Annotated in this window: 22 protein-coding genes and 2 pseudogenes; 16 read left to right on the top strand and 8 right to left on the bottom strand. The window is 59.6% G+C overall.

The features are described 5' to 3' along the window. Positions 1-2 precede the first annotated feature (2 nt). Positions 3-452 carry a hypothetical protein gene (locus XI02_RS09705; RefSeq protein WP_016839810.1) on the top strand — a complete coding sequence of 150 codons (450 nt, stop codon included), beginning with the start codon at positions 3-5 and terminating at the stop codon, positions 450-452. A 3-nt stretch (positions 453-455) separates the two neighbouring features. Further along, entirely contained in the window at positions 456-1,178 is a 723-nt protein-coding gene (locus XI02_RS09700; protein WP_028343450.1) for an SOS response-associated peptidase, read from the top strand. A 510-nt stretch (positions 1,179-1,688) separates the two neighbouring features. Here XI02_RS09700 and XI02_RS09695 read toward each other — a convergent pair. After that, entirely contained in the window at positions 1,689-2,366 is a 678-nt protein-coding gene (locus XI02_RS09695; RefSeq protein ID WP_244435986.1) for a DUF2971 domain-containing protein, read from the bottom strand. A gap of 207 nt (positions 2,367-2,573) precedes the next feature. On the opposite strand from XI02_RS09695, the gene XI02_RS09690 reads away from it, so the two are divergent. After that, the gene (locus XI02_RS09690) at positions 2,574-3,920 is read left to right on the top strand and encodes an IS5 family transposase (protein WP_028343449.1); all 1,347 of its coding nucleotides are present in this window, start codon (positions 2,574-2,576) and stop codon (positions 3,918-3,920) included. Between the two features lie 7 nt (positions 3,921-3,927). Here the strand turns inward: XI02_RS09690 and XI02_RS09685 are convergent, their stop codons facing one another. Beyond that, the gene (locus tag XI02_RS09685; RefSeq protein WP_179077353.1) at positions 3,928-4,128 is read right to left on the bottom strand and encodes a hypothetical protein; all 201 of its coding nucleotides are present in this window, start codon (positions 4,126-4,128) and stop codon (positions 3,928-3,930) included. 225 nt (positions 4,129-4,353) lie between these two features. On the opposite strand from XI02_RS09685, the gene XI02_RS09680 reads away from it, so the two are divergent. The 4 genes from XI02_RS09680 to XI02_RS09665 all read left to right on the top strand — a co-directional run bounded on the left by XI02_RS09680 (position 4,354) and on the right by XI02_RS09665 (position 9,341). Next, on the top strand, positions 4,354-5,175 hold the full coding sequence (locus tag XI02_RS09680) for a hypothetical protein (protein WP_125459157.1): 822 nt from the start codon (positions 4,354-4,356) through the stop codon (positions 5,173-5,175). 90 nt (positions 5,176-5,265) lie between these two features. Continuing rightward, positions 5,266-5,517: a type II toxin-antitoxin system Phd/YefM family antitoxin gene (locus XI02_RS09675; RefSeq protein WP_016844889.1), complete on the top strand. Its 252-nt coding sequence runs from the start codon at positions 5,266-5,268 to the stop codon at positions 5,515-5,517. Next, positions 5,514-5,930, top strand: a complete 417-nt coding sequence (locus tag XI02_RS09670; RefSeq protein WP_016844888.1) for a hypothetical protein — start codon at positions 5,514-5,516, stop codon at positions 5,928-5,930. The genes XI02_RS09675 and XI02_RS09670 overlap by 4 nt, the downstream gene beginning before the upstream one ends. Then, positions 5,931-9,341 (top strand): hypothetical protein, encoded by a 3,411-nt coding sequence (locus tag XI02_RS09665; RefSeq protein WP_028343447.1) that lies wholly within the window; start codon positions 5,931-5,933, stop codon positions 9,339-9,341. A gap of 82 nt (positions 9,342-9,423) precedes the next feature. Here XI02_RS09665 and XI02_RS46280 read toward each other — a convergent pair whose 3' ends face one another. From XI02_RS46280 to XI02_RS09655, 3 genes are read right to left on the bottom strand one after another with little or no spacing between them, the layout of a single operon-like run. After that, positions 9,424-9,717, bottom strand: a complete 294-nt coding sequence (locus XI02_RS46280) for a thermonuclease family protein (protein WP_311990334.1) — start codon at positions 9,715-9,717, stop codon at positions 9,424-9,426. Next, positions 9,600-9,947: a hypothetical protein gene (locus XI02_RS09660; RefSeq protein WP_311990552.1), complete on the bottom strand. Its 348-nt coding sequence runs from the start codon at positions 9,945-9,947 to the stop codon at positions 9,600-9,602. The genes XI02_RS46280 and XI02_RS09660 overlap by 118 nt, the downstream gene beginning before the upstream one ends. Before the next feature lie 16 nt (positions 9,948-9,963). Beyond that, entirely contained in the window at positions 9,964-10,437 is a 474-nt protein-coding gene (locus XI02_RS09655; RefSeq protein WP_016844887.1) for a hypothetical protein, read from the bottom strand. 178 nt (positions 10,438-10,615) lie between these two features. Between XI02_RS09655 and XI02_RS09650 the strand changes: the two genes are divergently transcribed. The 4 genes and pseudogenes from XI02_RS09650 to XI02_RS09635 all read left to right on the top strand — a co-directional run bounded on the left by XI02_RS09650 (position 10,616) and on the right by XI02_RS09635 (position 13,447). Beyond that, positions 10,616-12,166: a hypothetical protein gene (locus XI02_RS09650; RefSeq protein ID WP_016844886.1), complete on the top strand. Its 1,551-nt coding sequence runs from the start codon at positions 10,616-10,618 to the stop codon at positions 12,164-12,166. Positions 12,167-12,195: 29 nt separating this feature from the next. Beyond that, positions 12,196-12,858, top strand: a pseudogene (locus XI02_RS09645) (SOS response-associated peptidase). A 141-nt stretch (positions 12,859-12,999) separates the two neighbouring features. Continuing rightward, a pseudogene (locus XI02_RS09640) lies at positions 13,000-13,197 on the top strand (UvrD-helicase domain-containing protein); the annotation flags it as partial. 31 nt (positions 13,198-13,228) lie between these two features. Continuing rightward, a complete protein-coding gene (locus tag XI02_RS09635) occupies positions 13,229-13,447 on the top strand; it encodes a hypothetical protein (RefSeq protein WP_125459156.1) in 219 nt (72 codons plus the stop codon). 66 nt (positions 13,448-13,513) lie between these two features. On the opposite strand, the gene XI02_RS09630 is transcribed toward XI02_RS09635, so the two are convergent. The 3 genes from XI02_RS09630 to XI02_RS09620 all read right to left on the bottom strand — a co-directional run bounded on the left by XI02_RS09630 (position 13,514) and on the right by XI02_RS09620 (position 18,644). Beyond that, complete coding sequence (locus XI02_RS09630) at positions 13,514-16,267, bottom strand: NB-ARC domain-containing protein (RefSeq protein WP_028343446.1); 2,754 nt, start codon at positions 16,265-16,267, stop codon at positions 13,514-13,516. 83 nt (positions 16,268-16,350) lie between these two features. Then, the gene (locus XI02_RS09625) at positions 16,351-17,184 is read right to left on the bottom strand and encodes a helix-turn-helix transcriptional regulator (RefSeq protein WP_016844883.1); all 834 of its coding nucleotides are present in this window, start codon (positions 17,182-17,184) and stop codon (positions 16,351-16,353) included. Positions 17,185-17,519: 335 nt separating this feature from the next. Further along, positions 17,520-18,644, bottom strand: coding sequence for a DUF3800 domain-containing protein (locus XI02_RS09620; protein ID WP_028343445.1), 1,125 nt, complete (start codon positions 18,642-18,644; stop codon positions 17,520-17,522). A 130-nt stretch (positions 18,645-18,774) separates the two neighbouring features. Here XI02_RS09620 and XI02_RS09615 point away from each other — a divergent pair, with 130 nt between their 5' ends. The 5 genes from XI02_RS09615 to XI02_RS09595 all read left to right on the top strand — a co-directional run bounded on the left by XI02_RS09615 (position 18,775) and on the right by XI02_RS09595 (position 22,435). Continuing rightward, positions 18,775-19,542: a hypothetical protein gene (locus tag XI02_RS09615; RefSeq protein ID WP_016844881.1), complete on the top strand. Its 768-nt coding sequence runs from the start codon at positions 18,775-18,777 to the stop codon at positions 19,540-19,542. 238 nt (positions 19,543-19,780) lie between these two features. After that, complete coding sequence (locus XI02_RS09610; RefSeq protein ID WP_016844880.1) at positions 19,781-19,990, top strand: hypothetical protein; 210 nt, start codon at positions 19,781-19,783, stop codon at positions 19,988-19,990. 9 nt (positions 19,991-19,999) lie between these two features. Beyond that, entirely contained in the window at positions 20,000-20,248 is a 249-nt protein-coding gene (locus XI02_RS09605; protein WP_016844879.1) for a hypothetical protein, read from the top strand. A gap of 138 nt (positions 20,249-20,386) precedes the next feature. Next, entirely contained in the window at positions 20,387-21,169 is a 783-nt protein-coding gene (locus XI02_RS09600; RefSeq protein WP_028343443.1) for a phage Gp37/Gp68 family protein, read from the top strand. Between the two features lie 9 nt (positions 21,170-21,178). Beyond that, on the top strand, positions 21,179-22,435 hold the full coding sequence (locus XI02_RS09595) for a three-Cys-motif partner protein TcmP (protein WP_028343442.1): 1,257 nt from the start codon (positions 21,179-21,181) through the stop codon (positions 22,433-22,435). The last annotated feature ends 175 nt before the right edge of the window (positions 22,436-22,610 follow it).

Genomic DNA, 22,610 nt, shown 5'->3' with positions numbered 1-22,610 from the left:
GGATGGCCCCGAAGTATCACCCTACGCCCCTGTCGGGCGGCGATCGCAAGGCTCTGGCGAAAGAGCTCGGCAAGGCACGCGCGATGGCTAACATCCTGGCTACCCAATCGGCAGAGATGCGGGCCAAAGGCGAGGCGATGATCCAGCAAGCCGATAGGCTGCTTTGCGAAAGCTGGAACGAGCGCATGTGGAGTGACGGCGAACCGATCGATCCGTCGCCGACCATCGATCAGGCCGTGAACGGTGGCTTCCCCTGGCTGGAGATCAGGTGCGCGCGCTGCAAGACGCCAAGCGACGTGGACCTCGCGGCGATGAAGCACCCGCCGACCACCTTCGTGCACGATCTCGCCAGCCGGCTGCGCTGCCGCAAATGCGCCAAGGCCGGCCGGCGTCCATCCGCGACTCTGTTACAGTTGACGTGGCAGCCGCGCCACCCTCGAACCGAACCCTGACCAATGTGCAATCTCTATTCCATCACGACCAACCAAGCGGCTATCAGCGCGCTGTTTCGTGTCGTGAACCGATACGTTGGCAACCTGGCGCCGATGCCGGGAGTTTTTCCAGACTACCAGGCACCGATCGTGCGCAATGGGGCGGAGGGCCGCGAACTCGCGACGGCGCGCTGGGGGATGCCGTCGTCGTCAAAGGCACTGATGGACGCCACCAAGAAGCGAGCCGAGAAGCTGCAAGCCAAGGGCAAGACGGTGGATTTCAAGGAATTGCTCAGAATGGAGCCGGACGGCGGCACGACCAACATCCGCAACGTGAAAAGCAAGCACTGGACGCGATGGCTCGGGACCGAAAGCCGCTGCGTGGTGCCCTTTAACTCCTTCAGCGAGTTCAACAAGGCCGAGGGCGGTGATATCTGGTTCGCGCTCGACGAGACCCGCCCACTCTCCTGCTTCGCCGGCATCTGGACCAATTGGACGTCCGTCAGGAAGGTCAAGGAAGGCGAGACGACCAACGACATCTTCGCGTTCCTGACGACGGAGCCGAACGCCGAAGTAGGCGCGATCCATCCGAAGGCGATGCCCGTGATCCTGACGACGCCGGACGAGGTCGAGACCTGGATGACGGCTCCTTTAGACGAGGCCCTGAAGCTACAGCGGCCGCTTCCGGACGGAAGCCTCCGGATCGTCGCCCGCGGCGTCAAGGAAGATCCGGCCGCACCGTCATGACGACCGCAGCACAATATCCAGGACGACCAGAACCGTGCGACTGAAAGATGCCGAGATCCGCGCGCCGTCCGTGGACATGATGACCATGAGCGCCCGGATTACCCCTGTGAGGGGCGGTGCTCCTTAGATTTCGACCGTGAGCATGCAGGAAGCACCGAAGAGGTGAAGACAGTTCGCAAGAGTGGGAGAATCAAAGAGGCACCCGCAGGAGGGTCAGCATAGCGCCGACGCGCAGCGGCGGGACCCGAGACCGAGTGCAGTCGCGAGACCGGTTAAGAAGGCACCCGACCCGAAGGGCAGTGATAGCGACGCCGGCATGCGATGACGGCGGGCCCGAGGGCGAGTGCCTCCGGCGAGCGACACATTGCGCTTGCCCTTATGCAGATGTTTGCGGCAACGATCGTCACCCGAAGGGCGGAGACGCTCTTGCGGTTCCGCTCGCAGGCGTGTGCCTGTGAGTAGAGCGTGACCGGCCGCGGGCCGGTGCCGCCCTGACGACCGTCACAGCGGCTACTTCTCTGCGACGGGAAAGGCGGCGGACTCGAATGCTTCGTCCGTGTCGCGAGACCGCCTCGGTAGAAAGGCCCTCATCTCTCCCTCGTCCAATGGGTACTTTTTCAGATTGAAGGTCCCGTGGAGCTCGGACATTTCATAGAAGCGCACGGATCGGCTCCGGCCATCCAAGGCGGCGATGACGGCATATTTCACTGCCTCGGTGCAACGCATCCCGAAGATGATCTCTTCGAGCTCGAGCGGGGAATTCTGCAGACCTCGCTCTCCGATCAAACGCCATTCCTGCTCGTACCGCCAACTCGCCGCTTTTCGCAACAAAACTGCCTCGTCGACCTGAAGACCAGCATCCTTGTCGCCATCGAGCATTGCCAGGACCTTGCTGGCGTCAACAAGCCGCTTGCCGCCGTACTTGACCTTATGGAGATCATGTTGCGCATTGGGCGGTACCGAATAGCCAATGCAAACACCCCGATGCTGGTCGCCATAGTGGCTCCACATCAGCGGGCAGGTCACGCGCTGAGCCAGAGATACAATGCCCTTGTCATATTGCAGCAGCAGTTCTTTTTCGAGCTGGCGACCAAGGAGATATTGATGAGGATCCGCCATCTCGTAACTTGGATCGCCGGCGTTATAGTTGACCTCTGAAATGACCTGATCAGCCTGCAACCGGCTCAACCGGCTGATGTGATCCAGGGTTTTCGGACCTTTGTATCTAGTCGGCTGTGAACAAGCCTGTAAGCGGTTGAGCAGGAGTCTGTTTTTGGGATTTGATGGCGTTTGAGATTGCAGGGATTTGAGGCTTGATGGCCGCAAACCCTGCAAATTCGTTTTGTGGATTCCTGTCCACTGTGAACCGTGCTTCTGTGGTGCACCGGAGGGACGATGCGGCCGAAGAAGCACAAGACGACAGGATCGAACGATCTGTTCCGGGCACGGCTGGACCAGATCATCAACATGAAGCACGAGCTGGTTCTGCTTGCCGGCAAGATCGACTGGGACTGGATCGACAGCGAGATCGCCCCGCTCTACAGCGAGAATGGCAGGCCGGGGATCGAGACCCGCTTCATGATCGGGCTGCTGTTGCTCAAGCACATTTACGGGCTGTCCGATGAGGGGGTGTGCGAGCGCTGGGTGCACGATCCGTACTTCCAGTTCTTCACCGGCGAAGAATTTTTCCAGCACGTTTTCCCGCACGAGCGCTCGGACCTGAGCCATTGGCGCAAGCGGCTCGGTGACAAGCTGGAGCGGTTGTTGGCCGAGAGCCTTCGGGTGGCGCACGAGACCGGTGCGTTACGCAGCCAGGACCTCAAGCGGGTCACGGTCGACACCACAGTGCAACCGAAGGCCATCAGCTTCCCGACCGATGCCAAACTGCTGCATGCAGCGATCCGGGGGCTGAACCGCCTGGCGAGGAAACACGGGGTCAGGCTGCGGCAATCCTATTGTCGCGTGGCCAAAAGCGCGGCGATGATGGCGGGCCGTTACGCTCATGCCAAACAGTTCAACCGGCATCAGCGGCAGCTGCGTATCCTGCGCAGCCGGCTGGGGAGGATCATCCGCGACATCCGCCGCAAGATCGAAGGCCAGGCGACGCTGGAGGAGGCGTTCGCCCTCCCGCTTGGCCGGGCCACGCAGATCCGCTCGCAGCAGCAGCGCCAGCGCGGCTTCAAGCTTTATTCTTTCCATGCCCCGGAGGTGGAGTGCATCGGCAAGGGCAAGGCCGCCGCGCCTTACGAGTTCGGCGTGAAGGCCTCCATCGTTACCAACAATCGCCGCGCCCCCGGTGGCCTGTTCGTGCTGCATGCCAGGTCGCTGCCCGACAACCCTTACGACGGTCACACGTTGCGGGACGTTATGGACCGCACCGAGACACTTACCGGCTGTGCGATCGAGCGGGCCTATGTCGACAAGGGCTACCGCGGCCACGACGCGCAAAATCCCCGTCGCGTCTTCATCTCCGGCCAGAAGCGCGGTGTCTTCGGCGCCATCAAGCGTGAGCTGCGCCGCCGCTCCGCCATTGAGCCCATCATCGGACACCTCAAAGCCGAAGGACACCTCGGCCGGTGCTACCTCAAGGGCCGCGCCGGCGATGCGGCAAACGTCGTCCTCTCCGCCGTCGGACACAACCTCCGTCGCATCCTCGCCTGGTTCAGAGAACTTTTGCGCCTATTGTTGGTCTCGCTCTGGCGCACGCTCAACTCTCCAGCTCAGCTCAATCCGGCTTCTTAACGGTCGACTATCTAATGGTTTTGGCGGCGGCTTTCATCTCCGCGCCGACGCGGCGCTCGACGAACTTGCGCAACGCACGTTCAAGGTCTGGGGTGGGAAGATCCGTGTTGAGCGAGGGCCGTGTATCGAGCGGATCGTTGAACGTGCTTGGATCGGCATAGAACAGATTATCGGCAATGATGATATCCAGCGTGAGATTGTTGAACACGCGGTATTTGAACAGCCGCCTCGGAATGCTTAGTTTCCTTGCCATTGCAGTTTGAGTCCGGAGGTTTGTGTTACGAATCGATGACGGGCGATATGGCTGGTTCTACACCGGCCCTTCCGACATGGTCGCCGAAATCGATATTCAAAGTCGGGGTGGACAGCTTATTGTGGCTCTCGCGGTAACGATGACGGTTCGATTGCGCAACGAATGGACGCGGGCGTTCTCATGACGAATTCGGATGAAGCGTTACCCTCGGACCCTCGCGAGAATGCTGTTGTCTGGGCACGGATCAGAAATTGGAGGTTCGCATTCCTGGCTTGCGGTGTCGCCGGCATAGGCCTGTCCTTGGCGCTAACTGCGGCCCTGACGGTGACGCGTAGCGCATACCTGACCGATGGCATTCAGATCTGGGACGCGACGTTAGGGCCGCTAAGCGGACACGGCGGGAGCCCCGAGAAAGCCTATAAGCTCACTGTCAATCATCCCGCGCAGCTGTATCTTGGCGACGATCTACCGATATCGGTTTCGCTCTCGGACGTAGCGAGCACCTATCAGCACGATCCAAACGCTCGGGTGCACATCGCGATTGATGGGCCCTCTTTAAAGATAGTCCCGGCCGACGGCATCGATTTGACGCTCAAGGACGGTAGTTCGACGACCTTCCTGGTGACTGCCTCGGCCGTAGGGAATAAGAGCGTAAGGATCGTCGATCAGTTCTGGATCACGGATGCGCCGACCGTGCGCGAAAAGCCGTTGCCATCCTCCAAGGCCGGCGAGCTATTTCCGAGAAAACCCGATGCCGAGGACGCGCGCATCATCAACCTCGTCGTCCTGGATCGGCCTGTGTTCATGGCTTTCAGCCGGAACGTGACGAGCGACTTACAGGTCATTGCCTCCATCATCGGAATTCCCGGCCTGCTTGTGTTCCTGCTGTCGGGCTGGCGAGAGCGGAGGAAAGCAGCCGCCGAAAAGCGAAAGGACGATGCTGCGCATCGAGTGATCAAAGCTCCGGCTGACTTGCAGAAGCCGCGCAAGATCGAGCGCTAGACGGCCGGTGCGGATCGACTATTCCGGTATTTAAGCACTTGCGTAAATTACAGCAATGTTGTATATTACAGCAATGTTGGAGATCGATGTGTGACCGAATATTCGACGAGTGATCTGTCCCGAAAATCGGGAGACATCATTGCTGAGGCGCTGCGCCGGCCCGTCACCATTACCCAGCGGAATAAGCCGCGCCTGGTGCTGCTCAGCATCGAAGACTATCGCAGGCTTAAGGCCAGAGCCGACACCAGGATGGCCGGCCGGCTTGAGACGATGCCGGACGAGCTGTTTGAGGACGTTAAGAATGCGGTCGATGCCTATGAGCGGGACGGTGACGATCCGTGAGCCAGCACGAGCTTCGCACCGGATGTGTCATCCGCTTTCCTTATCTGTGGGTACGTGAGGCCGAGCGAGGGGAGACCGAAGGTCGCAAGCACCGTCCGGTCGCTGTGGGTGTGCGGATTGCACGGCCCAAGGGCGAGGATATCCTGGTGCTGTTTCCAATCACCAGCCAGCCGCCCTCTTCCGATCGTTTTGCCGCCGAAATTCCAGAAATGGAAAAGCGACGCGCAGGGCTTGATGCCACGCTGCGGCTCTGGATCATTCTTGACGAGTACAATCAGGATATCATCGGCCAGTCGTTCTACCTTGAACCGGAGCCGCTGCTTGGCCATTTCAGCAAGGCTTTTTTTCTGCCCTTGATGAGGGAATTCATTTCCCGCCGCGCCAAGACGCGGGGCGTTAACCGACAGCGTTAGATGAACGAGCCCACCAAGAGAGGCGACCTCTCACCAGAGCAGCAAAATACGGCGACGCTGATGCGGCAAATGCTCGGCAAGAGTATTGCCGATCGCTACGTCGACTTTTGCCGCGTGGCTTCGGGCGCGATCCCGCTTCGCGTATCCGTTCCGGTAGCTGGCCATGCCATACGGGAGCTCGATTCAGTCCTGCGGCAGACGCTGGCAGGGCCAATAGGTGTCGCTCTTGAGGCGACGACCGAGGATAAAGCGCGACTCAAGGCGGCCAGGAAGCAACTGCGCGCGCTCGGCTTCAAGGATGACGCCGTCAACCGCGCCGTCGAAAAATTGCGGCCGCGCCGCAGCCATAAGGAGGAGATTCAGGCGATCGTGACGCGTCTCGGGCTTGGCGCTGACGGCGATATCGCCAGGGCATGGATCTCGATTGCTCAGGCCCATGGCGAGGCCCACCGCCGCGATTTTTATCGGTCTCTAGTCGTCGATGAAGAGTTTCGGCTCGAATGGCAGCAACCGTTCGACACGGTCGTCCGCGGGCTGATGATCGCGCTTCAAGGAAAGTATGCCGCCTTCATGCAACGCGTTGACCAGCTCGTCGCGATGGCGGATCGCGCGGCGGCGGTGAAGATTTTCGTCAAAGAAATACCTGGTGCGTTACCGCTGCTGTGGCATTTCTTCAATCAACTCCAGACCGCGGACTGGCTCCCTCATTTGGCGGCCGAGAATCTCTTGGTGGGGCCGACCTTGCCCGCCGACGACGACGCGGGTGATGGGCTGCTGCTGCGCCAGTGGCCTGCGGGCCGCTATCTAGTGCGCATGGCGGGCTCGGAGGACCCGGAGGTCCGCAGCCAGGTCGTTCAGGCGCTGCGTGGTGTCGGCACTTCACAGCACGTCGATGTGCAACAGCTGGGCATTGAAGTGTTGGCGGCACTCCCTGCCGATGATGCGGCGCCATTGGTCGACCTCGCCGAGACGTGGCTGACGCGCAATGCCCGGTTCGTTATGGCGCAAGCGCCACATGACCTGTTACGACGGCTGGCGCAAGCTGGCCACGGAGCTGCGGCGCTGCGCGTGGCGCGCGTGCTGTTTCAGGTCTTCGACAACGGCGGGCGCCTTGCCACGTTGTTCAGCCAGCACATGTACGAGCACTTCCTGCCGGACACGGTGAAGGCATTGGCTCCGGCGTGCGGCGTTGAAGCCGTTGGTCTGTTGTGCAGCCTTCTAGACCGAGCGGTGCGAATTAGCGGCAAGTTCAGCGAAGACCCGCCGTCTGACTACACCTACTACCTGTCGGGACAGATCTCCGAGCACGGCGTCAAGCATGACGTCATTGACGCCCTGGTCGGCGGAATTATCCAGGCGGCGAAGCTTGCGATCAAGACCGCCCCTTCGTGCACGCAGCAGGTCATGCTCGAAATCACCAGCCATCCCGCGAAGATATTCGTGCGGCTGGCGCTTCACGTGCTGTCGTTTTATCCCGGTCACGCGCCCGAACTGGCCGAAGGGTATCTCACCAAAACCGATTTGATCGAAGCAAGCTGGTGCAGCACGGAATATGCCGCGCTGGCACAAGCGTGGTTTCCTTCGCTGCCGCCGGCGATGCAGCAGCGTGTGCTGGCATGTGTGGACAGCGTTCCGGATAAGTACATCGGAGGATGGAAGCAGCGATTTGAGGCCCACAGCAAGAGGCCGGTCACGGCCAAAGACGAGCGGTTGTTTCGGCTTTCGGCGGTGCGTGACATTCTGTGGGGCTGGCGCTCGGTGCTGCCCGAGGACCGGCAAGCGCAAGTGACGGCGGCCGTCAAGGAGCTTGGCGATCCCGACGCGTGGCGGCGGGGATTTGACGAGCCGGAGGCGCCACCGCCCGAGGCTCCCGATTTTCAGGCAGCGCCCATCGATAAGATCATCGCCTTTCTGCAGGCATGGCGTCCGTCACCAGAAGAGAAGCGTCAGACCATGACCGCGCTGGCGCAGGGACTGCGGCTGGCTGCTGGCGAAAATCCGGAGCTGTATTCGGCAAACGCGCCGCGCTTTGCCGGGCTTCCATTGCTTTATGTTCGCAGAGTATTGGAAGGGTTAGAGAACGCATCCAATAACCGGAAGTCGTTGGACTGGGACGGCGCAGTGTCGCTGGTCGCAAGCGTCATTCAATCAACGGAGCACGTGCCAAGCGGCATTGAAGGCGACGATGCGGATACCTCGTGGTGCCTGAAAGCCGGAGCCGCTCTCCTCGCATCGGGATTGCGGCAGGGCGCGCGGGGCATCCCATTCAAGCATGCGGAGCTGGTCACACGGCTGGTATCCGCGTTTTATCGCCAGGCGCCGCGGCTGTCGGAGAGCACGTCATTCGAGGAGAGCTATCGGAGTTCGCCGTTTTTCGCAGCGCAAGGCACAGCGCGCGGCATGACGGTCGAGCTTGTCGTCCTCGTGCTGTTCTGGCTCAGCAAGGACGATAGCAGCCCGATCGGACAAGCGCCGCGAGCAGCGCTCGAAAGACTTCCGGCATTGCGAACGATCCTGGAAGCCGAATTGGCCGACGACACGCCGACTGGCCGCATTCCCCGCGCTGTGGTCGGACGCTATCTCAACTGGCTGTTCTTTTTTGACGAGGCCTGGTTCCGCCGACACATCACTGAAATATTGCCTGCGAGTGATTTGTCGCTGCGTGATGCGGGCTGGATCTCGCATCTCGCCAACGATAGCGGCCCTATTAAGGATCTGGCCGCGGATATGCGCGATTGTTACGTCGCCGAAATCAACCGCCTCAGCGCCGATGACGGCCCGGACGATCGCACCCATGTCGAAGAACGTTTAGCGCATTACCTCGTCGTTCTTTACATTTGGTCAGCGCTGCCAGACGAGGTGTTCCAATTGTTCTGGGACACTGCACCGGCCAGCGCACGAAAAAGCGCGATGTGGTTTCTCGGGACGCAGCTTGGACAGCCGCCGGATCAATTTCCCGAGCCATTCCGGGCGCGCGCGTATTCTTACTGGGACCGAAGGCTCGCGGCCGCCAAGGCGTCGTCGAACCCCGACTACTTTCGCGAGGAGATCGGGACGATCGGGCAGTTCTTCCTCAATGGCAAGATCGACGGCCCTTGGCTGATGAACCAGGTGTTGGCGATGGCGGCAATCGGGTTTGCGCCCTCGGAGCCCTATAGCGTGCTGCGGCATCTAGCGAAGCTCTCCGCGGAGCATCGGATACACGCCGTCGAGGTCCTCGCGGCTCTCGCCAAAAGCCCTCGCTTTGATCGATGGGTCTATATGACCCAGCAGGCGGAGGTTCGTCTCATCCTGGCAAACGGGATCGCGAGCGGCTCCGGCAGGGGGCGTTCGCTGGCTGCGGAGACGATCAGCTATATGGCGGCGTTGGGTGATGGCGGTTATCTGGACCTGCTCCCGAAACCGGAATGAGATCGCGTCATTCGCCCTCGCGATGACGTTCGATCGGCGGCTCGCAAGGTGCGGATAATTGAGTGCCGCCTCGTAGCAGGTTTCAGGGATGCGCGTTGGCGTCATCTGAGCAGGCGGATGGCCTTCCGTTGGCGCGAGTGCAGGCGCGATAGCGCCAGGGCTCGACGTAACTGCCCTTCCAGAGTCCGCGGCCGGCGCGCTCGGCGTCACGCTGGGCCGCGTCATATCGTCCCCCGGAGTATTGCGGCCAGTCCAATGCTAGACCGTTGCGCACGAGCCATTCGCCGAGATCAATGCCGCCGATCGAACACGTGGCAACAGTGCGTCCATATTGATCCAGGTTGAGAGGAACATAGTTGACCGGACGCCGGCCGATGTAGCTGTCGAGATCATTCGCCGCCTCCGCGCCGCAACGAATTGCAAGCTGTCCTCGCCGCGGCAGAGCTGACTGCTTTCCGGCGCATCGACGCCCCACAGCCGAATGCGCGTGCCGTAAATTTCCAGTGTGTCGCCATCGACGACGCTGGCCTGACCAACGAAATTGTCGGCCACGGCGCCGCCTGACAGCAAAACAAGCAGCAAGAGCAATCCGAGGCGTTCGATCATGAGGGGACACCAGCAGTCAGCGCAGATTTCGCGGATTGAACTTGGGCCAGTTTGTGAGCGGCTTGAGCGACGGTAGATTCTCGGGCAACTCGGGAAAATGAAACTCCGTTCCGCGCAGCCAGCGTCCCTCGAAGCGTGCCCAGAACAGGATGGCATCCATCTGCCAAGTAAACTCGTGGACTCTCCAGACGCCACCATTCTCGATGACTTCACCGGTTGCGTTGAAAGGCAGGCTGTTGAGCTTGCAAAGGGCGTCGATCTCGTCCCAGTGCTCCCGGATATAGCGATCCTCCAGCGCGACATGGTACGGCCGGTCGGCCCGCCAGCGCGGCCCGCCACCGCGCGGATAAAAGCCCTGGCGCGGCATCATGAATTCCGGGATGTGCGCGAACGCCCTGCCGACGCGGCGCGCTTCATCTGACGACAGCTTGCTGACACCGAAGCTGTACCGCTGCTTGTCGTCACCGCAATAGACCCAGCCGAGGGTCACGCCATTGGTTCCCTGACCACGTAGCACTCGGAATTTTCCCGGACCACAGTCCAGGGCGGCTTGAAACGGCGGGCTGCCTCCGTTAGAACAAAATAAGAACAACAAGCTGGTCGGGTCAATCTGGACCGAGGCCAGCCGCCAGAGGCAAGGTCCGAAATTCGCAAGGCAGGGCGCCAGTATGACATCCGATATTAGTGAACACTTTCAGGGCATTTGGCGTCGCGCGCTGAACGCGCCATCGCTCGCTGCCCTGACTCCTGAATTGATCGAGAGCTGGGCTCGGGAGCGCGGACTTAATGTAACCGGCGTCGAGGAACGCGAAGTCGGAGCTTTTGCCACGATCCCGGCAATCATACTGAGCGTCGGCGACGCAAAAGCATGTTTTCCGAAGAGTCCAACGGAGGACGACCCGAGTTGGTCGTCCCGGCGCGCGCTAGCGGACGCCGAGGCCGCGCTGTGGGAGAAGATGGAGTGGTTCTCGCCGCTGTGGGTTCCCAAGCGCGACGTCGCCAAAATTCTTGCCACGGCAAGACACAGTTCGCGGCAGCAAGCTCTGCAGTGGTTTCAGTATCACACCTCCACTTTGTACACGCTTTCGTTTCAGGCAATTTGCATCGCGCAAATTTTGCCCCAAGCCCGCAGTCTCAGTGAGTTATGTCCCCTGGCGCGGGAAGCGTACCTCGCCTTTTATAATGGCTATCGTGCGTCGAGCATTGCAGCACTCATACCCGCGATCGAAGGCAGCCTGAGCCGGATCGCGTCACCTTCAGAACAGGATGTTTCGATCCCGACGAAAGTTGACCGTGTGGTCGATCGCGCCATCGCAACGGCCGCAAAGCGTCACTTTGAGAAAATGTGGGTGCCAGCTGATTATCTCAGCAAAGACTATTTGTTTGGTCAGGACGAGCGCGTCTTTGCGTTTGAGACGTTCCGCCGCTGGCTGCACAATTCCTTCTTCAGGAAGACCGACGAGTATGACGGCGGCACATGGTTGAACCGCCACATGTTCGCGCACGGCACACATTCGCTTTGGCAACAATCATCCAATTTCGAGCGCCTGGTCGTTGTCTTGGCGACCTTGGCGCTGATCGAATCCTGGCATGACGATACGCACAATGTGTCGCTGATTTTCCCCGTGATGGATGAGGACAGCAAGCTGCTTTGGCAGCAAGCCTTGGCGCGCGGGTTTGGGCAGATGGGACTAAAGCGGCGCGAGCAGCGGCGTTTCCAAAAACATGGACGTCTGGTGCCGGTGATGCCCACGGATGACGGCGGTCTTTTGCGAAGAGCGCTTCTAGCGGATGACTGCATCAACGAACTGGTTCGACCGCTGCGCGATTCCGGCTGGAGTGTTGAAATTGGAGAGCCAGACGAAAAGGCGCTGTACGTAACTGTCGTAGCTACCGCCGGCGATGAGCGCATGACGATCGCACTTCTGTCCGGATGCGCGACCGATAACGCTTTGTACCGGAAGTTGGCAGAAACCTGTGCTGCGATCTTGTATCGTGGCGCGCCCTACAATCAGCAACAATTTGCCTACGGTATCAATGTTCATGTTGGGCCAGCGGCGGCGTGGCTGCCGCCCGTACCGCGCAACGGTAAGCGCCGCTTTCGATCGCATCCAATCTGGCGACGCTTGCAGCGGCTCAAGGGGCGGGTTGCGTTTGCCGCCAAGGCCATCAAATACGACATTCGGCGCCGACGGCAGCGTCCCGCACAACAACTTTAGACTAGGGAAGAACGCGAAGGCTCACCAGTTTGTGCAACCTCTACAGCATCACCACTAATCAAGCGGCGATCGCCGCTTTGTTCAGCCGCATGAATCGTTATGTCGGCAATCTGGCGCCGATGCCTGGCGTATTTTCGGATTTATCCAGCCCCGGTAATCCGGAATGCCGGCGATGCCGGAGAGATGGTGATGATGCGCTGGGGCATGCCACCCCCACCCAGGACGGGGGCCCACCTGTCACCAACATCCGCAATACGTCGTCACCGCATTGGCGCGGCTGGTTGAAGCCGGAGAACCGCTGCGTCGTGCCCGCAAACAGCTTTGCCGAGTATGCTCGCGAGCCGAGTCCCGAGACAAAGAAGAAAGACGTCGTGTGGTTTGCGCTGAGCAACGACCGCCCGCTTTTTTGTTTCGCCGGCATCTGGACTGAATTCAAGGGCGATCGCGGCACAAAGTCCAAACCAATCCCCGGTCCTCACCTGGTGTACGGATTCCTGACCACATCGCCGAATGCGGTGGTCGAGCCGATTCATCCGAAGGCGATGCCCGTGATACTGACCACGGAGGAGGAGCGCGAGGTCTGGATGCGCTCCTCCTGGGACGAGGCAAAGGCGCTGCAGCGCCCTCTGGCTGACGACGCGCTGAAGATCGTCATGCGCGGCGCCGACAAGGAGGACAAGGCGACGGTGTAGCCTCGGCTCGACGACCGTGTGCCGTCGCGCAGGGGACGAAGGCCGAATTTGCCATTCGCTCCAAAGGGCAGTGGCAGGATGGTCGACCGTGTTGCGGTTCCAGCGGAAATCATCGAGCGTTGAATTTCAGCGGGGAAACTGATTCATGCTCGCTTCGGCTGCAGCATCCAGCGTCGAGCTGTCGAACACGGCGTCCCGGATAGCATTCACGTCGGAGCACCGCTGTTCGTGACAGCAGGAGCGGGATCCGGCAAGACGAACACCCTCGCACACCGTTTGGCGCATCTGATTGTAAGTGGAGCGGATCCGCGCCGCATCCTGCCGATGACATTCTCGCGCGGCGTCAGGCGAACTGCAGATCACGCAGTACATGAAAAACCGGGACACGAACCTAGGCTACCTATTGGTGTTTGACGGCCGCACGATTTCCAACGGAAAGCGCGTCCTGTCAAAGCACGGCGGTCGCGAGACCATCCTCGAATTCGGCGTCGATGTGAGTCCAGAAGTAAAGCCGCCTGCGAAGGCCCGAAAGTTGAAACGAAAAGCAGGCACAGCGCGCCGCGCGGGCGTGAAATCCTCCAAACGCTGATCCAGTGAGGTCGAGCCTATTGACCGGGGGCTTCGGCTGCCGGATAGACCGGCTGGCTTCGGCAAATCATGCCGGCTTTGCACATTCAGCCGCAGCAAGACGCTGCATCAAGACGGCTTTGTACCGATCATTGGTGCAGCTTGCGGCCGCTTCGCGAAGGTCGTCAATCGCCCCTGAGTCACCGAGGTCCACGCGGATATCATATCGAAGTGCTTTGAATGTGCTCAAATACTGACTGGACGAATCGAGCTTCTGGAGCCCGGCGTCCACGGCCTGCAGCGCATCCTGAGCCTTTCCGGCTCCGAGTCTTGCCTTCGCGAGCCAATAGCTGCGCCAAGGCTCCTGCTTGGCCTCCAGCGGCAGCAGCACCGCTTCGGCATCGGCCCATTTTGACAGCTTGACGAGCACTTCGCCCATTTTGCGCAGTTGGAATGGTGAAGGCTTCTCGATCGCCTCGAAGAATCCAAGCGAGTCCTCCAGCATGATCTGACGCTCTTGCTGAGGGATATCTGTATCGCCACCGATTTCGAGCAGGATTTCTCCATAAGCGGAGCGGTCATAGTCCCGCGTCACGTCGGCCACAGAGCGGCGCGGCAGCGAGTTGAATACGCTTTTGAATCGCTGCGGCTCGTTCCATGCCCAGTAGCGGCCGATGACCGCAAATGCCTGATAGGCTTGATCCGCTCCTACCATCGCTGATGTCAGTATCCGCTCCTCGATCATGTCGCCATGGTCGGCGTAAATTAGCCTTTGGCGATCGGGCGGCACTGCGCCGGACAGCGACTCAATGCTGCCGAGCACGATCGAACTCGCAACCTCCTGCGGCTTCTGTTGCGCGGTCTTCAATATCTCCGACACGAGCTGCTGCGCACGATCCGCGTGCTTTCGCTCTCTCGCATACATGCGGACCAGTTGCAGACGCGCGGCCTGAAGCGGAACCGGTCCGGCCAATACGGCCTCGAACACCTTTATCGCTTCGGTGGTCTCGCCAACGAGTTTCAGCGCCTTGCCGCGGTGATGCTGAATTTCGGCCTGCGAACGATCCGTCAATCCGGTCAATGCGGCCAGTTCGTCGAAAATCGGCAGAGCGGAAAGCAAATTGGCTTTGGCGGTATCATACGACGACGGCCGCTCGTGGCGGTAACGAGCCTCGATAGCTTCAAGCGCGACGCTAATAGCGATAGGCTCGGGCGATTGCACGCCGCCCAGGCTTTTCGCATAGGCATGGATGTCGCCCATCAAGGCAGGGTCCACCTCGGCAGGGTCCCAGCCCATTAGCAGGCAATAAAGAAAAGCAGGACGGCGATCGCCCGCGCGAACGAGGCGTTCGAGTACGGCTTTCATTCCGTAGCAGACAGCCACAAGCTCCAAGTCGAGACTGTAGACCGAGCGGATATAGGCCTCGAATGCGTCGCCGAGCTCGCGTTGGCGCGCGTCAGTGAGCAGTTCCGGCGTCGAGCCAAGGCACGAATAGACGATGTCGTGTATCCGCACGCTGGCGCCAGCGTCGGGCGTCGTCAGGCAATAGGTTTGCAGCTTGCGCAGTCCAACGGGCTGGATGGCATGCCTGGCAAATCCGCGATCGCACGTCGGCTGTCCCGCCCAGGCAAATAGCGAAAGTTCGCGATTGAGCGCCGGCATCAACCGGCGAAGGATCCGATCGGCGATGCGCTCCTGGCGGTCGTCAACAAATTCCGCCACGGCCTGGCAGTCGGCAACCAGTTCCTGCCAGCTCGCGGTTCGATCTGAGACTGCGGCATTCATCAACCGCAAGGTCAGTGGATGACCGCCGATCGTCGACCATACCGCGTCGAATACCTCTGCGGGACAGCCGCCATCAATGCCACTGCCCAGCATTTCGCGCGCGTCTTCCGGTTCGAGCGGCGGGATCAAATAGGCATCGGCATCCGCCTGCCGCGTTGTAATGAGGACCTTCGAACCAGTTCCGCACATGCCGACGACGCGCGCCCGGTCGAACACGACCCGAGCATCGTCGAGAACGAGCAGGCATCGCATCGTTCGGAGCAAGGCGACGACGTTCCGGCTGACACCCGACCGCGCCACAGGTAGGCTTGCGAGTTGCTCCAAATGCCTGAGCTGGCTTGCGTCGCACCAAATGATCAGATCGTATTGCTGCCGTTGAGCCGCCGCGACCGCGGCTGCACATTGCGATTTACCGCTGCCACCCATCCCAGCGACCTTGACGCAAGACGAGGCGGCAAGCGCATCCGCGACAGCTTTCTCCACCGCGGGACGCGCCAGATAGCCGTTACCCGGATCGGGCACGAGGTTGCTGGCTTCGTATTCGTCGCGAATCTGCCCCAACGCGGGCAAATATTCGCCGAGCCGCTCGACGACAGCGTCGTTTCCCAGCAGCCGGTCGACGATCGTCTCTGCAATGCGCCTTCCATCATGAAGGTGAATGCTTACGCCATGTTTCGCCCTGTACTTGGCGGCCTCTTCGACCATTTCGCTGTATCGCTTTGGCCCCGCAGTCTCGGTGCATAAGAGGAAAACGTCCTTCGCGTTCGGATGCTTTTTGCGCGCATGCTCGAAATCGTTCCGCGCCTTGTCCATATCGCCATCGAAGTATTTCTTGTCGATCGTATATTCGGCAGCCACATGCCCCTGATCGGATACGGTATCGACCGTGTGTCCGACCGGATTGCCGAGCGCATTGAGCCCGCGATGGCCCAAGGGAACCCCCAAATAGAAGTCGACATAAGCGTTGCCGAACCGCTCGAAGCGCGGCCCCGGCGCGATGACCTCGATGTTTTCGATCAGCCGCTTGACGAATAGATTACGAAGCGTCTCGTTCATGTCAGCAACCCGACATTCGTTCCGTTTGCGTCAGCCACGCCATGCAACGCTCGAACTCCTCAAACCCGGCCATGCTCCCCCATTCAACCGAAGCGCTTTTTCCGCTCGATATTTACCTTCTGAAAGTTCTCTATGAGGCTCATGCCCTCCGCCAGAGCGGACTCGCCGATCTTGATCGCGGCTTCCAGCTCCGAGTAAGGCACGCGCTTTGCGACCGGCTCGTTCAACTGCAAGCCCTTCAGCAATTTGGCCGCCGCAGTCGGCACGAACACCGCGCCGTGCTTCTCGTCCGGAATCATCGGCGTGTGGCAGGCGATGTTCCTCCACTTGTATACGCGCTCGACCTTCTCGACATACATCCGCACCGGCTTTTGCCAGCGTGTTTGCGCGATAAACGTCGACCGCTCCTTCAGCATCTCGATCTTGCGCACCGTATCCAGCGTAGCGATCACGGCCTCGAGCATGGGCGACTCGACAAGATGGAGCAGTTGTATAAGTACGTGATTGAGCTGGCTGTCGATCGCGCTTGCGAGCAAGACCACTTCGCCGACGGTGCCATAGGCTGCGCGGAATCCCGCGGCCTGATATTCAGCGGACGCCGCCTTGTCATTACCGTCGTCAGTGCGCGCTTTCTGGAACACCGGGGCACCGGTCAGGCGGCCGACGCGAACCAGTTCAATCGCATCATCGCGAACGGATGACGGTGCCAGCATGGGCTCCTTTCGGTCCGCCGCGATCATGAGCGCGACTCGCTCAGCCGCCAGTCGATGAATAAACCGATACTCAGACTCTCCCGACTCGATGCTTTGATAAGCGCGCAGCGCCATGCCGAGGGCGTCGGCCATCTGTTGCTGCGTAAGCCTCATCTCCTTACGGAGGTTGGCAAGGTCTTCCTTCAAGAACGTATCTTGGCTCATTCGCCTCCGGCACCTACTAAAATCCAGCGCGGACCGGAGCGAGTTTGGACCTCGCCCCGGCCTGTTGCGATATCGCGCCGGCAATATCGACTTATGCATAAATTGCGCTACTGGTCAACTGATACGCTGTTTCCGCGTACTCCAGTCCACCGCAAGAATTACGATTGGCCGCGCACGTTCACCACTACAGCGGCACAACGGGCAACCATCGCATCAAGCCAGCCGCGAGATCGCGGACGCGCTTAGATGGTAGAGTCTGGCGCCTTCGCAGCTACTTCTCGACAGGTATGTTTTTCACGTTATCCCGACTGCTCGCCGCTGCGCGTTGACGGTTATCATGCGGCGTGGGCCCCGTCGTAGAAGCGCAGGAATAGGTCCAATTTGTCGAGATCGTGCAGGCTCGAGACATGATTCAGAAAGGCTATGTTGGCCACGTGCGAAGCAGAAATCAGATCGCGCAGCAGCTCGGCATTCTGCAAGCTGGTGCCGGCTAGACCGGCGCGATCCGCCGCAATCTCCTCCGCAGCCGTTTCCGTGAAATAGGTGTGCATCTTGCCTAGCACGCCCACGACGATATCGGAGAGCTGGATGCCGGGTTCGGCCTTGGAATCCGCGAAGCGATAGTGAGTGACCGGCTTGCCACCGCTGGTGAGCGGCGTGCGTTCAAAACGGTCGCGGATCGACTCCTCCATGTCGAGGACGTGTGCGGAATTTTTGAATATGGCAATCCTGCCCATGTAGAAGGTACTGAAGTCATCGATGAGCAGATGGGGCGGATAGCCTTCGATGAAATCAAGACTCTCCAGGCTCCGGCCGGCCTTGAGCACGTTCTTTAACATGCGTGCATTGACCGGTGACAGCACGTCAACGCTATGGTTCAGCAGATCGACGAGTTCATTCAGGAACGGCTTGCGATGTTCCGGGACCAGGTCGGGATAATTATAGCGATAGAACAGATTGATCGTTGCCGCGAGATAGCTTCTCAGGACCGCGGCCAGGTCGCTCTTCAGCAGCGCATGATATTGGATCAGCACAGGATCGCGGAGTTCGGACAAAATAGAATCGATGATATCGACGATCGACCAATAGAGCGGGTCGAGGTCATGATAGTGGATCATCAAACCGTTGTCGGCAATCCAGCGCAAAACCGTCGTCAGCTTGGCAGAGCGCAACACCGCAAGAAAGTCGCCCTTCGCAACGTGCTTAAGCTTGATTTCGGGCGCCGACTTTTGAACGCGCATGGCCGCACGCAAGGGCTCGATGTCGATGGCACGAGGCGCCCCTTCGTGCACGACACCGCCCAGAACGAAGACCTTCAGTTCGGCGACGTTCAAGCCTTGGACGCCGACATGCAGCTTGATGATATTGTTGGTCTCGTCGTGATAGAACGTATAGCTCTCATCGGCCTTAGTGAGCCCGTACAGCCGCATCTGGGAATTTCTGAACTCGTCGATATCCACCGCCAAACGCCTCCGAGCTTCGGCCAGTTTCAAATATAGCGAGCGACTCGGTCCCAAGCGAGAACGACAGCATCAGCCGATGCGCGCGCAATCGCCTTGCGAAAGTCAGCGCAGGCTGCGATCTTCAGCCATGGACATGAACAAACAAGACACTTGGCCTGACGAGCTGCTCGATCATCTCCGGCGGCATCAGGCCGTTTTTCGCGCCTGGGAGCTTCAAAAGATCGGTGCGCAAGGCGGCGAGTCGGTGTCCGGCCCCGACTATGATCGCGCGCTGGGCGAGCTGCGCAAGGTCCTCAACAACTACACCCTCCACGGCTATCATTGCACCCGGCTGATCCGACCAGAAATCGCACGGATACGATCGTCAGGCATGCAGTTGCCGAACGAGGCGATGCTTCACCAACGCATCGAGAGTTTGCGCGACGGCGGCCTGCTGGATGCCGCGAACGCGGCCGAGCTGATAGCCGACAATGAGGCCGCCGAGAAGAACCGGGCCGGCCGCATCTGGTTCTGCTTCTTCCCGCCGAACCTGGACAGCGAGACCGGGCTTTCGGATCTTCTGAGTTACTGGGGTGGCGAGTCTCTTTATAATTCGCACGATACGCATGCCGTTCGTGGCCCGCTCCTTGCCGGCATCGGCACGCCTTGCCTGGTTGAGGCCGAGGTGCCGATCTCAAGTCTCCGAGGGCCGTCATTTTTGGACATGAAAGTGGCGCGGCAATTCCTGATCTGGAACGGTTTGCAGACGAGTGAACCTGTTCTGCACACCGACTGCGCCATAGAGCCGCTGCCGGCGCGAAGTATTTTGCGCATTATCGAATTCCCGGGCTCGGATTTCACCGCCCTCACCGGCTGCGACGCCTGGCAAAAGCAATTGACGGTTGGCCGCGGCTGAAATTCAACGACGCAGCCGAGATCAAGGCCCTCACCCGTCGCATCGGCGCGCTTGACGCTGCGCGCAACACCGCGGCGGTCGAACAAGAGCGCCGAAACGTCGGACAAGGCCTTCGTCCGGATAACATAATACTCGGAATTTTCCCGGATCAGGCTCCAGGGCGGGGTGAAACGGCAGCTTGACTTCATGAGAACAAAATAAGAACATAGGGCCAGCCCGGTCAATCAGGGACGGCGCCATGTCCTCGGAATCTCAGCCGAACGCACAAGGCGCGGATGATCTCGAGGCTGCCGTCGACGAGGCGATCGACACATGCGGCAGCGATCTGCGCGCGACCATTCGCGCGCTCATCGTTGCGAACAGCTATTTGGAATCCGAGAACGAGGCATTGAACAAGGCGGTCTCGCACGCCTTCATCCGCGGGCGATTTCGCACATATTCCGGCTAGGAGCATACCATGACGCAAGTGACCTACTTCGTGGCATTGCCCTTCGTCGCTGCCGACGACGGCATCGTGGCCGGCGAGCCAACCGAATGCTTCAACTCGACGGCGGTCGTCATGCGCGCGGAAGCTTTGTCGCGCAAACCGGGACATGTCGGAGCTGTCGCCTTCAGCCGTACAGGTGATCCCGCCACCGGCGACTTCGGCGATGCAAAGATCATCAGGAAGTTCGGCGACGTACCGGACGATCTCAGCGCATTGTAGGCAGCGAGAGGTTCACACGAAGCGAGCTACTGATAAGAATTGCTTTGTTTTTTCGATCCTGCTGAAGGCATTATTGAGTTGGTGAGGACTTCTCTTTAGTTTGATATACTTCTCACTCTAGTAACTTCGAGTAGTCGCATGGCCGAGACGCATATTGAATGGACCGATGCAACGTGGAATCCCGTCGCGGGCTGCTCCATCGTCACGGCCGGTTGCACGAATTGCTATGCAATGCAGATGGCCAAGCGTCTCGAAGCCATGGGCGTCGAGAAGTACGAGGGTCTAACGCGGCGCAGCGGCAAGCGGACCGTCTGGAACGGCGTGGTCAGGGAGGATCGAGCGGCGCTCGACATACCTTACGGGTGGAAGAAGCCGAAGAAGATATTCGTCAACTCAATGAGCGATCTGTTCCACGAGCAGGTCACGGATCAGTTCATTTTGGATGTTTGGAAGGTTATGCGGGCGACCCCGCAGCACAACTATCAGATTCTCACCAAGCGCCCGCGGCGCATGGCTCAACTTGTCGCCGATCGGGTGGACACGATTCTCCCGAACGTCTGGCTTGGGACCAGTATTGAGAACGCGGAAGTGCGCGATCGTGCCGACGATCTTCGCGCCGTACCGGCCGCAATCCGCTTCATTTCATTCGAACCCCTGATCGGACCGGTCGGCCCGATTGATTTAAAGGACATCGATTGGGCCATCGTCGGCGGAGAAAGCGGCAGTGCGGCAAGGCCGATCAGGGAAGAGTGGATCGACGAAATCTATGCGCAGTGCGTGCGGCAACGAACGGCCTTCTTCTTCAAGCAGTGGGGAACATGGGGCAAAGACAACAAGCGCCGCTCAAAAAAGGCGAATGGACGCGAATATCGCGGTCAATTTTGGGATCAGATGCCAGAACACGCCATGGGCGCCGGCTAGTGGGGGAGAATGGTTGAAAAGCCTTATCAGTGGCCTGACGGTGCAAAGCTTGAAGAGCATTCAAAGCGCAAACACAAAATACTTAGAGAATATTTCTCTCGCTACCTGACCGTTCGCTGCCAACTGCCTCAACAGGAGAAATTCCGGCTGGCCATCGTCGAAGGATTCGCCGGCGCCGGAAAATATAGCTGCGGCGCCCCCGGCTCGCCGTTGATCTTCCTCGAGGAGCTGAAGGCCGCGGTGGAGCGGTTCAACATCTACAGATCCGCCAACGGTCTGAAACCCCTTGAAATCGAGTGCTTGCTCATTCTCAACGACGCCAGTCTGCAAGCGATCGAGATTCTGAAGACCCATGTCGCCCCGCTTCTTGCCGAAGTGAGGCAACATCATCCCAAGCTGCACATCAGCGTCGAATACAGAAGCGACGAATTCGAGACGGCTTATCCCGGCATCAAGCAGTCGCTGCAACAGGGCCGATTTCGCAACGTCGTATTCAATCTCGACCAATGCGGACACAGTCGCGTCAATCGCTCGACGCTGATTGACATCATGCGCTCCTATCCGTCGGCCGAAATCTTTTACACTTTTGCAATCGAGTCTCTGCTCGCGTTTTTGCGGGCAAAAGAGCCGACGGCACTGGCGTCGCAACTCGCCGCCATCGACCTGAGCGAAGCCGACTTAAAGAACCTCGAAGGCGGCATGAACAAGAAGACCTGGCTTGGCGTTGCCGAGAAGTTGGTCTTCGGCGCATTCTGGAGCTGTGCCCCCTTCGTCAGCCCGTTCTCGATCAACAACCCGGATGGCTGGCGATATTGGCTGATCCATTTCGCGAACTCGTACAGGGCACGGCAATGGTACAATGACATACTCCATGCAAATAGCAGCTTTCAGGCGCATTACGGACGGTCAGGCCTGGATATGCTTTCTTACGATCCCACTCACGACAGCGGTGCTCTCTACCTTTTCGATATGTCTGGACGAGCCTCCGCCAAAGATCAGCTCACGGCAGACATTCCGCGTCTTGTATCGGAATTCGGCGACGCGATAGAGGTCGGCACGTTTTATGAGAGCATCTACAACGCCACGCCTGCCCATACCGACGACATCCATTCGGCAATCATCGATAACCCGGACCTCGAAGTCATCACCGAGGCCGGCGGCGAGCGCCGAAAGGCGAATACGATCATCGCCAGCGATGTTATTCGTATCAAAACCCAGAGAAGCTTCTTTCCTATGTTCTCAATCCCGCCGAAGCCGCGCTCGTAGCGGCATCACCGGTGCGGCGGGACGTTCGTCGATCAAGCGCCAGTTCGTGGGCTAGATCTTTCTTACGACGCGCGCGCCGATTGCGGCCAACGGACACGACGAGATTGTGCTATAATTCATACCCCCTCTTGATTCGGAGGGGCATCGTTGCTCGGAGCCGCACTCATGCCAACAC

Origin of the sequence: Bradyrhizobium sp. CCBAU 21365, assembly GCF_015291305.1 — a bacterium.
Classification (GTDB): domain Bacteria; phylum Pseudomonadota; class Alphaproteobacteria; order Rhizobiales; family Xanthobacteraceae; genus Bradyrhizobium; species Bradyrhizobium elkanii.
The sequence above is the reverse complement of the archived record's forward strand: the minus strand, read 5'-3'. Positions and strand labels throughout refer to the sequence as shown.

Excerpts from the sequence above, each read along its gene's own strand:
- XI02_RS09615 (WP_016844881.1), top strand. The coding sequence starts at position 18,775 with ATGGACATGAACAAACAAGACACTTGGCCTGACGAGCTGCTCGATCAT.
- XI02_RS09690 (WP_028343449.1), top strand. The coding sequence starts at position 2,574 with ATGCGGCCGAAGAAGCACAAGACGACAGGATCGAACGATCTGTTCCGG.
- XI02_RS09630 (WP_028343446.1), bottom strand. The coding sequence starts at position 16,267 with ATGAACGAGACGCTTCGTAATCTATTCGTCAAGCGGCTGATCGAAAAC.
- XI02_RS09600 (WP_028343443.1), top strand. The coding sequence starts at position 20,387 with ATGGCCGAGACGCATATTGAATGGACCGATGCAACGTGGAATCCCGTC.
- XI02_RS09705 (WP_016839810.1), top strand. The coding sequence starts at position 3 with ATGGCCCCGAAGTATCACCCTACGCCCCTGTCGGGCGGCGATCGCAAG.
- XI02_RS09700 (WP_028343450.1), top strand. The coding sequence starts at position 456 with ATGTGCAATCTCTATTCCATCACGACCAACCAAGCGGCTATCAGCGCG.
- XI02_RS09635 (WP_125459156.1), top strand. The coding sequence starts at position 13,229 with ATGAAAAACCGGGACACGAACCTAGGCTACCTATTGGTGTTTGACGGC.
- XI02_RS09625 (WP_016844883.1), bottom strand. The coding sequence starts at position 17,184 with ATGAGCCAAGATACGTTCTTGAAGGAAGACCTTGCCAACCTCCGTAAG.
- XI02_RS09665 (WP_028343447.1), top strand. The coding sequence starts at position 5,931 with ATGAACGAGCCCACCAAGAGAGGCGACCTCTCACCAGAGCAGCAAAAT.
- XI02_RS09610 (WP_016844880.1), top strand. The coding sequence starts at position 19,781 with ATGTCCTCGGAATCTCAGCCGAACGCACAAGGCGCGGATGATCTCGAG.
- XI02_RS09595 (WP_028343442.1), top strand. The coding sequence starts at position 21,179 with ATGGTTGAAAAGCCTTATCAGTGGCCTGACGGTGCAAAGCTTGAAGAG.
- XI02_RS09660 (WP_311990552.1), bottom strand. The coding sequence starts at position 9,947 with ATGATCGAACGCCTCGGATTGCTCTTGCTGCTTGTTTTGCTGTCAGGC.
- XI02_RS09680 (WP_125459157.1), top strand. The coding sequence starts at position 4,354 with ATGACGAATTCGGATGAAGCGTTACCCTCGGACCCTCGCGAGAATGCT.
- XI02_RS09650 (WP_016844886.1), top strand. The coding sequence starts at position 10,616 with ATGACATCCGATATTAGTGAACACTTTCAGGGCATTTGGCGTCGCGCG.
- XI02_RS09605 (WP_016844879.1), top strand. The coding sequence starts at position 20,000 with ATGACGCAAGTGACCTACTTCGTGGCATTGCCCTTCGTCGCTGCCGAC.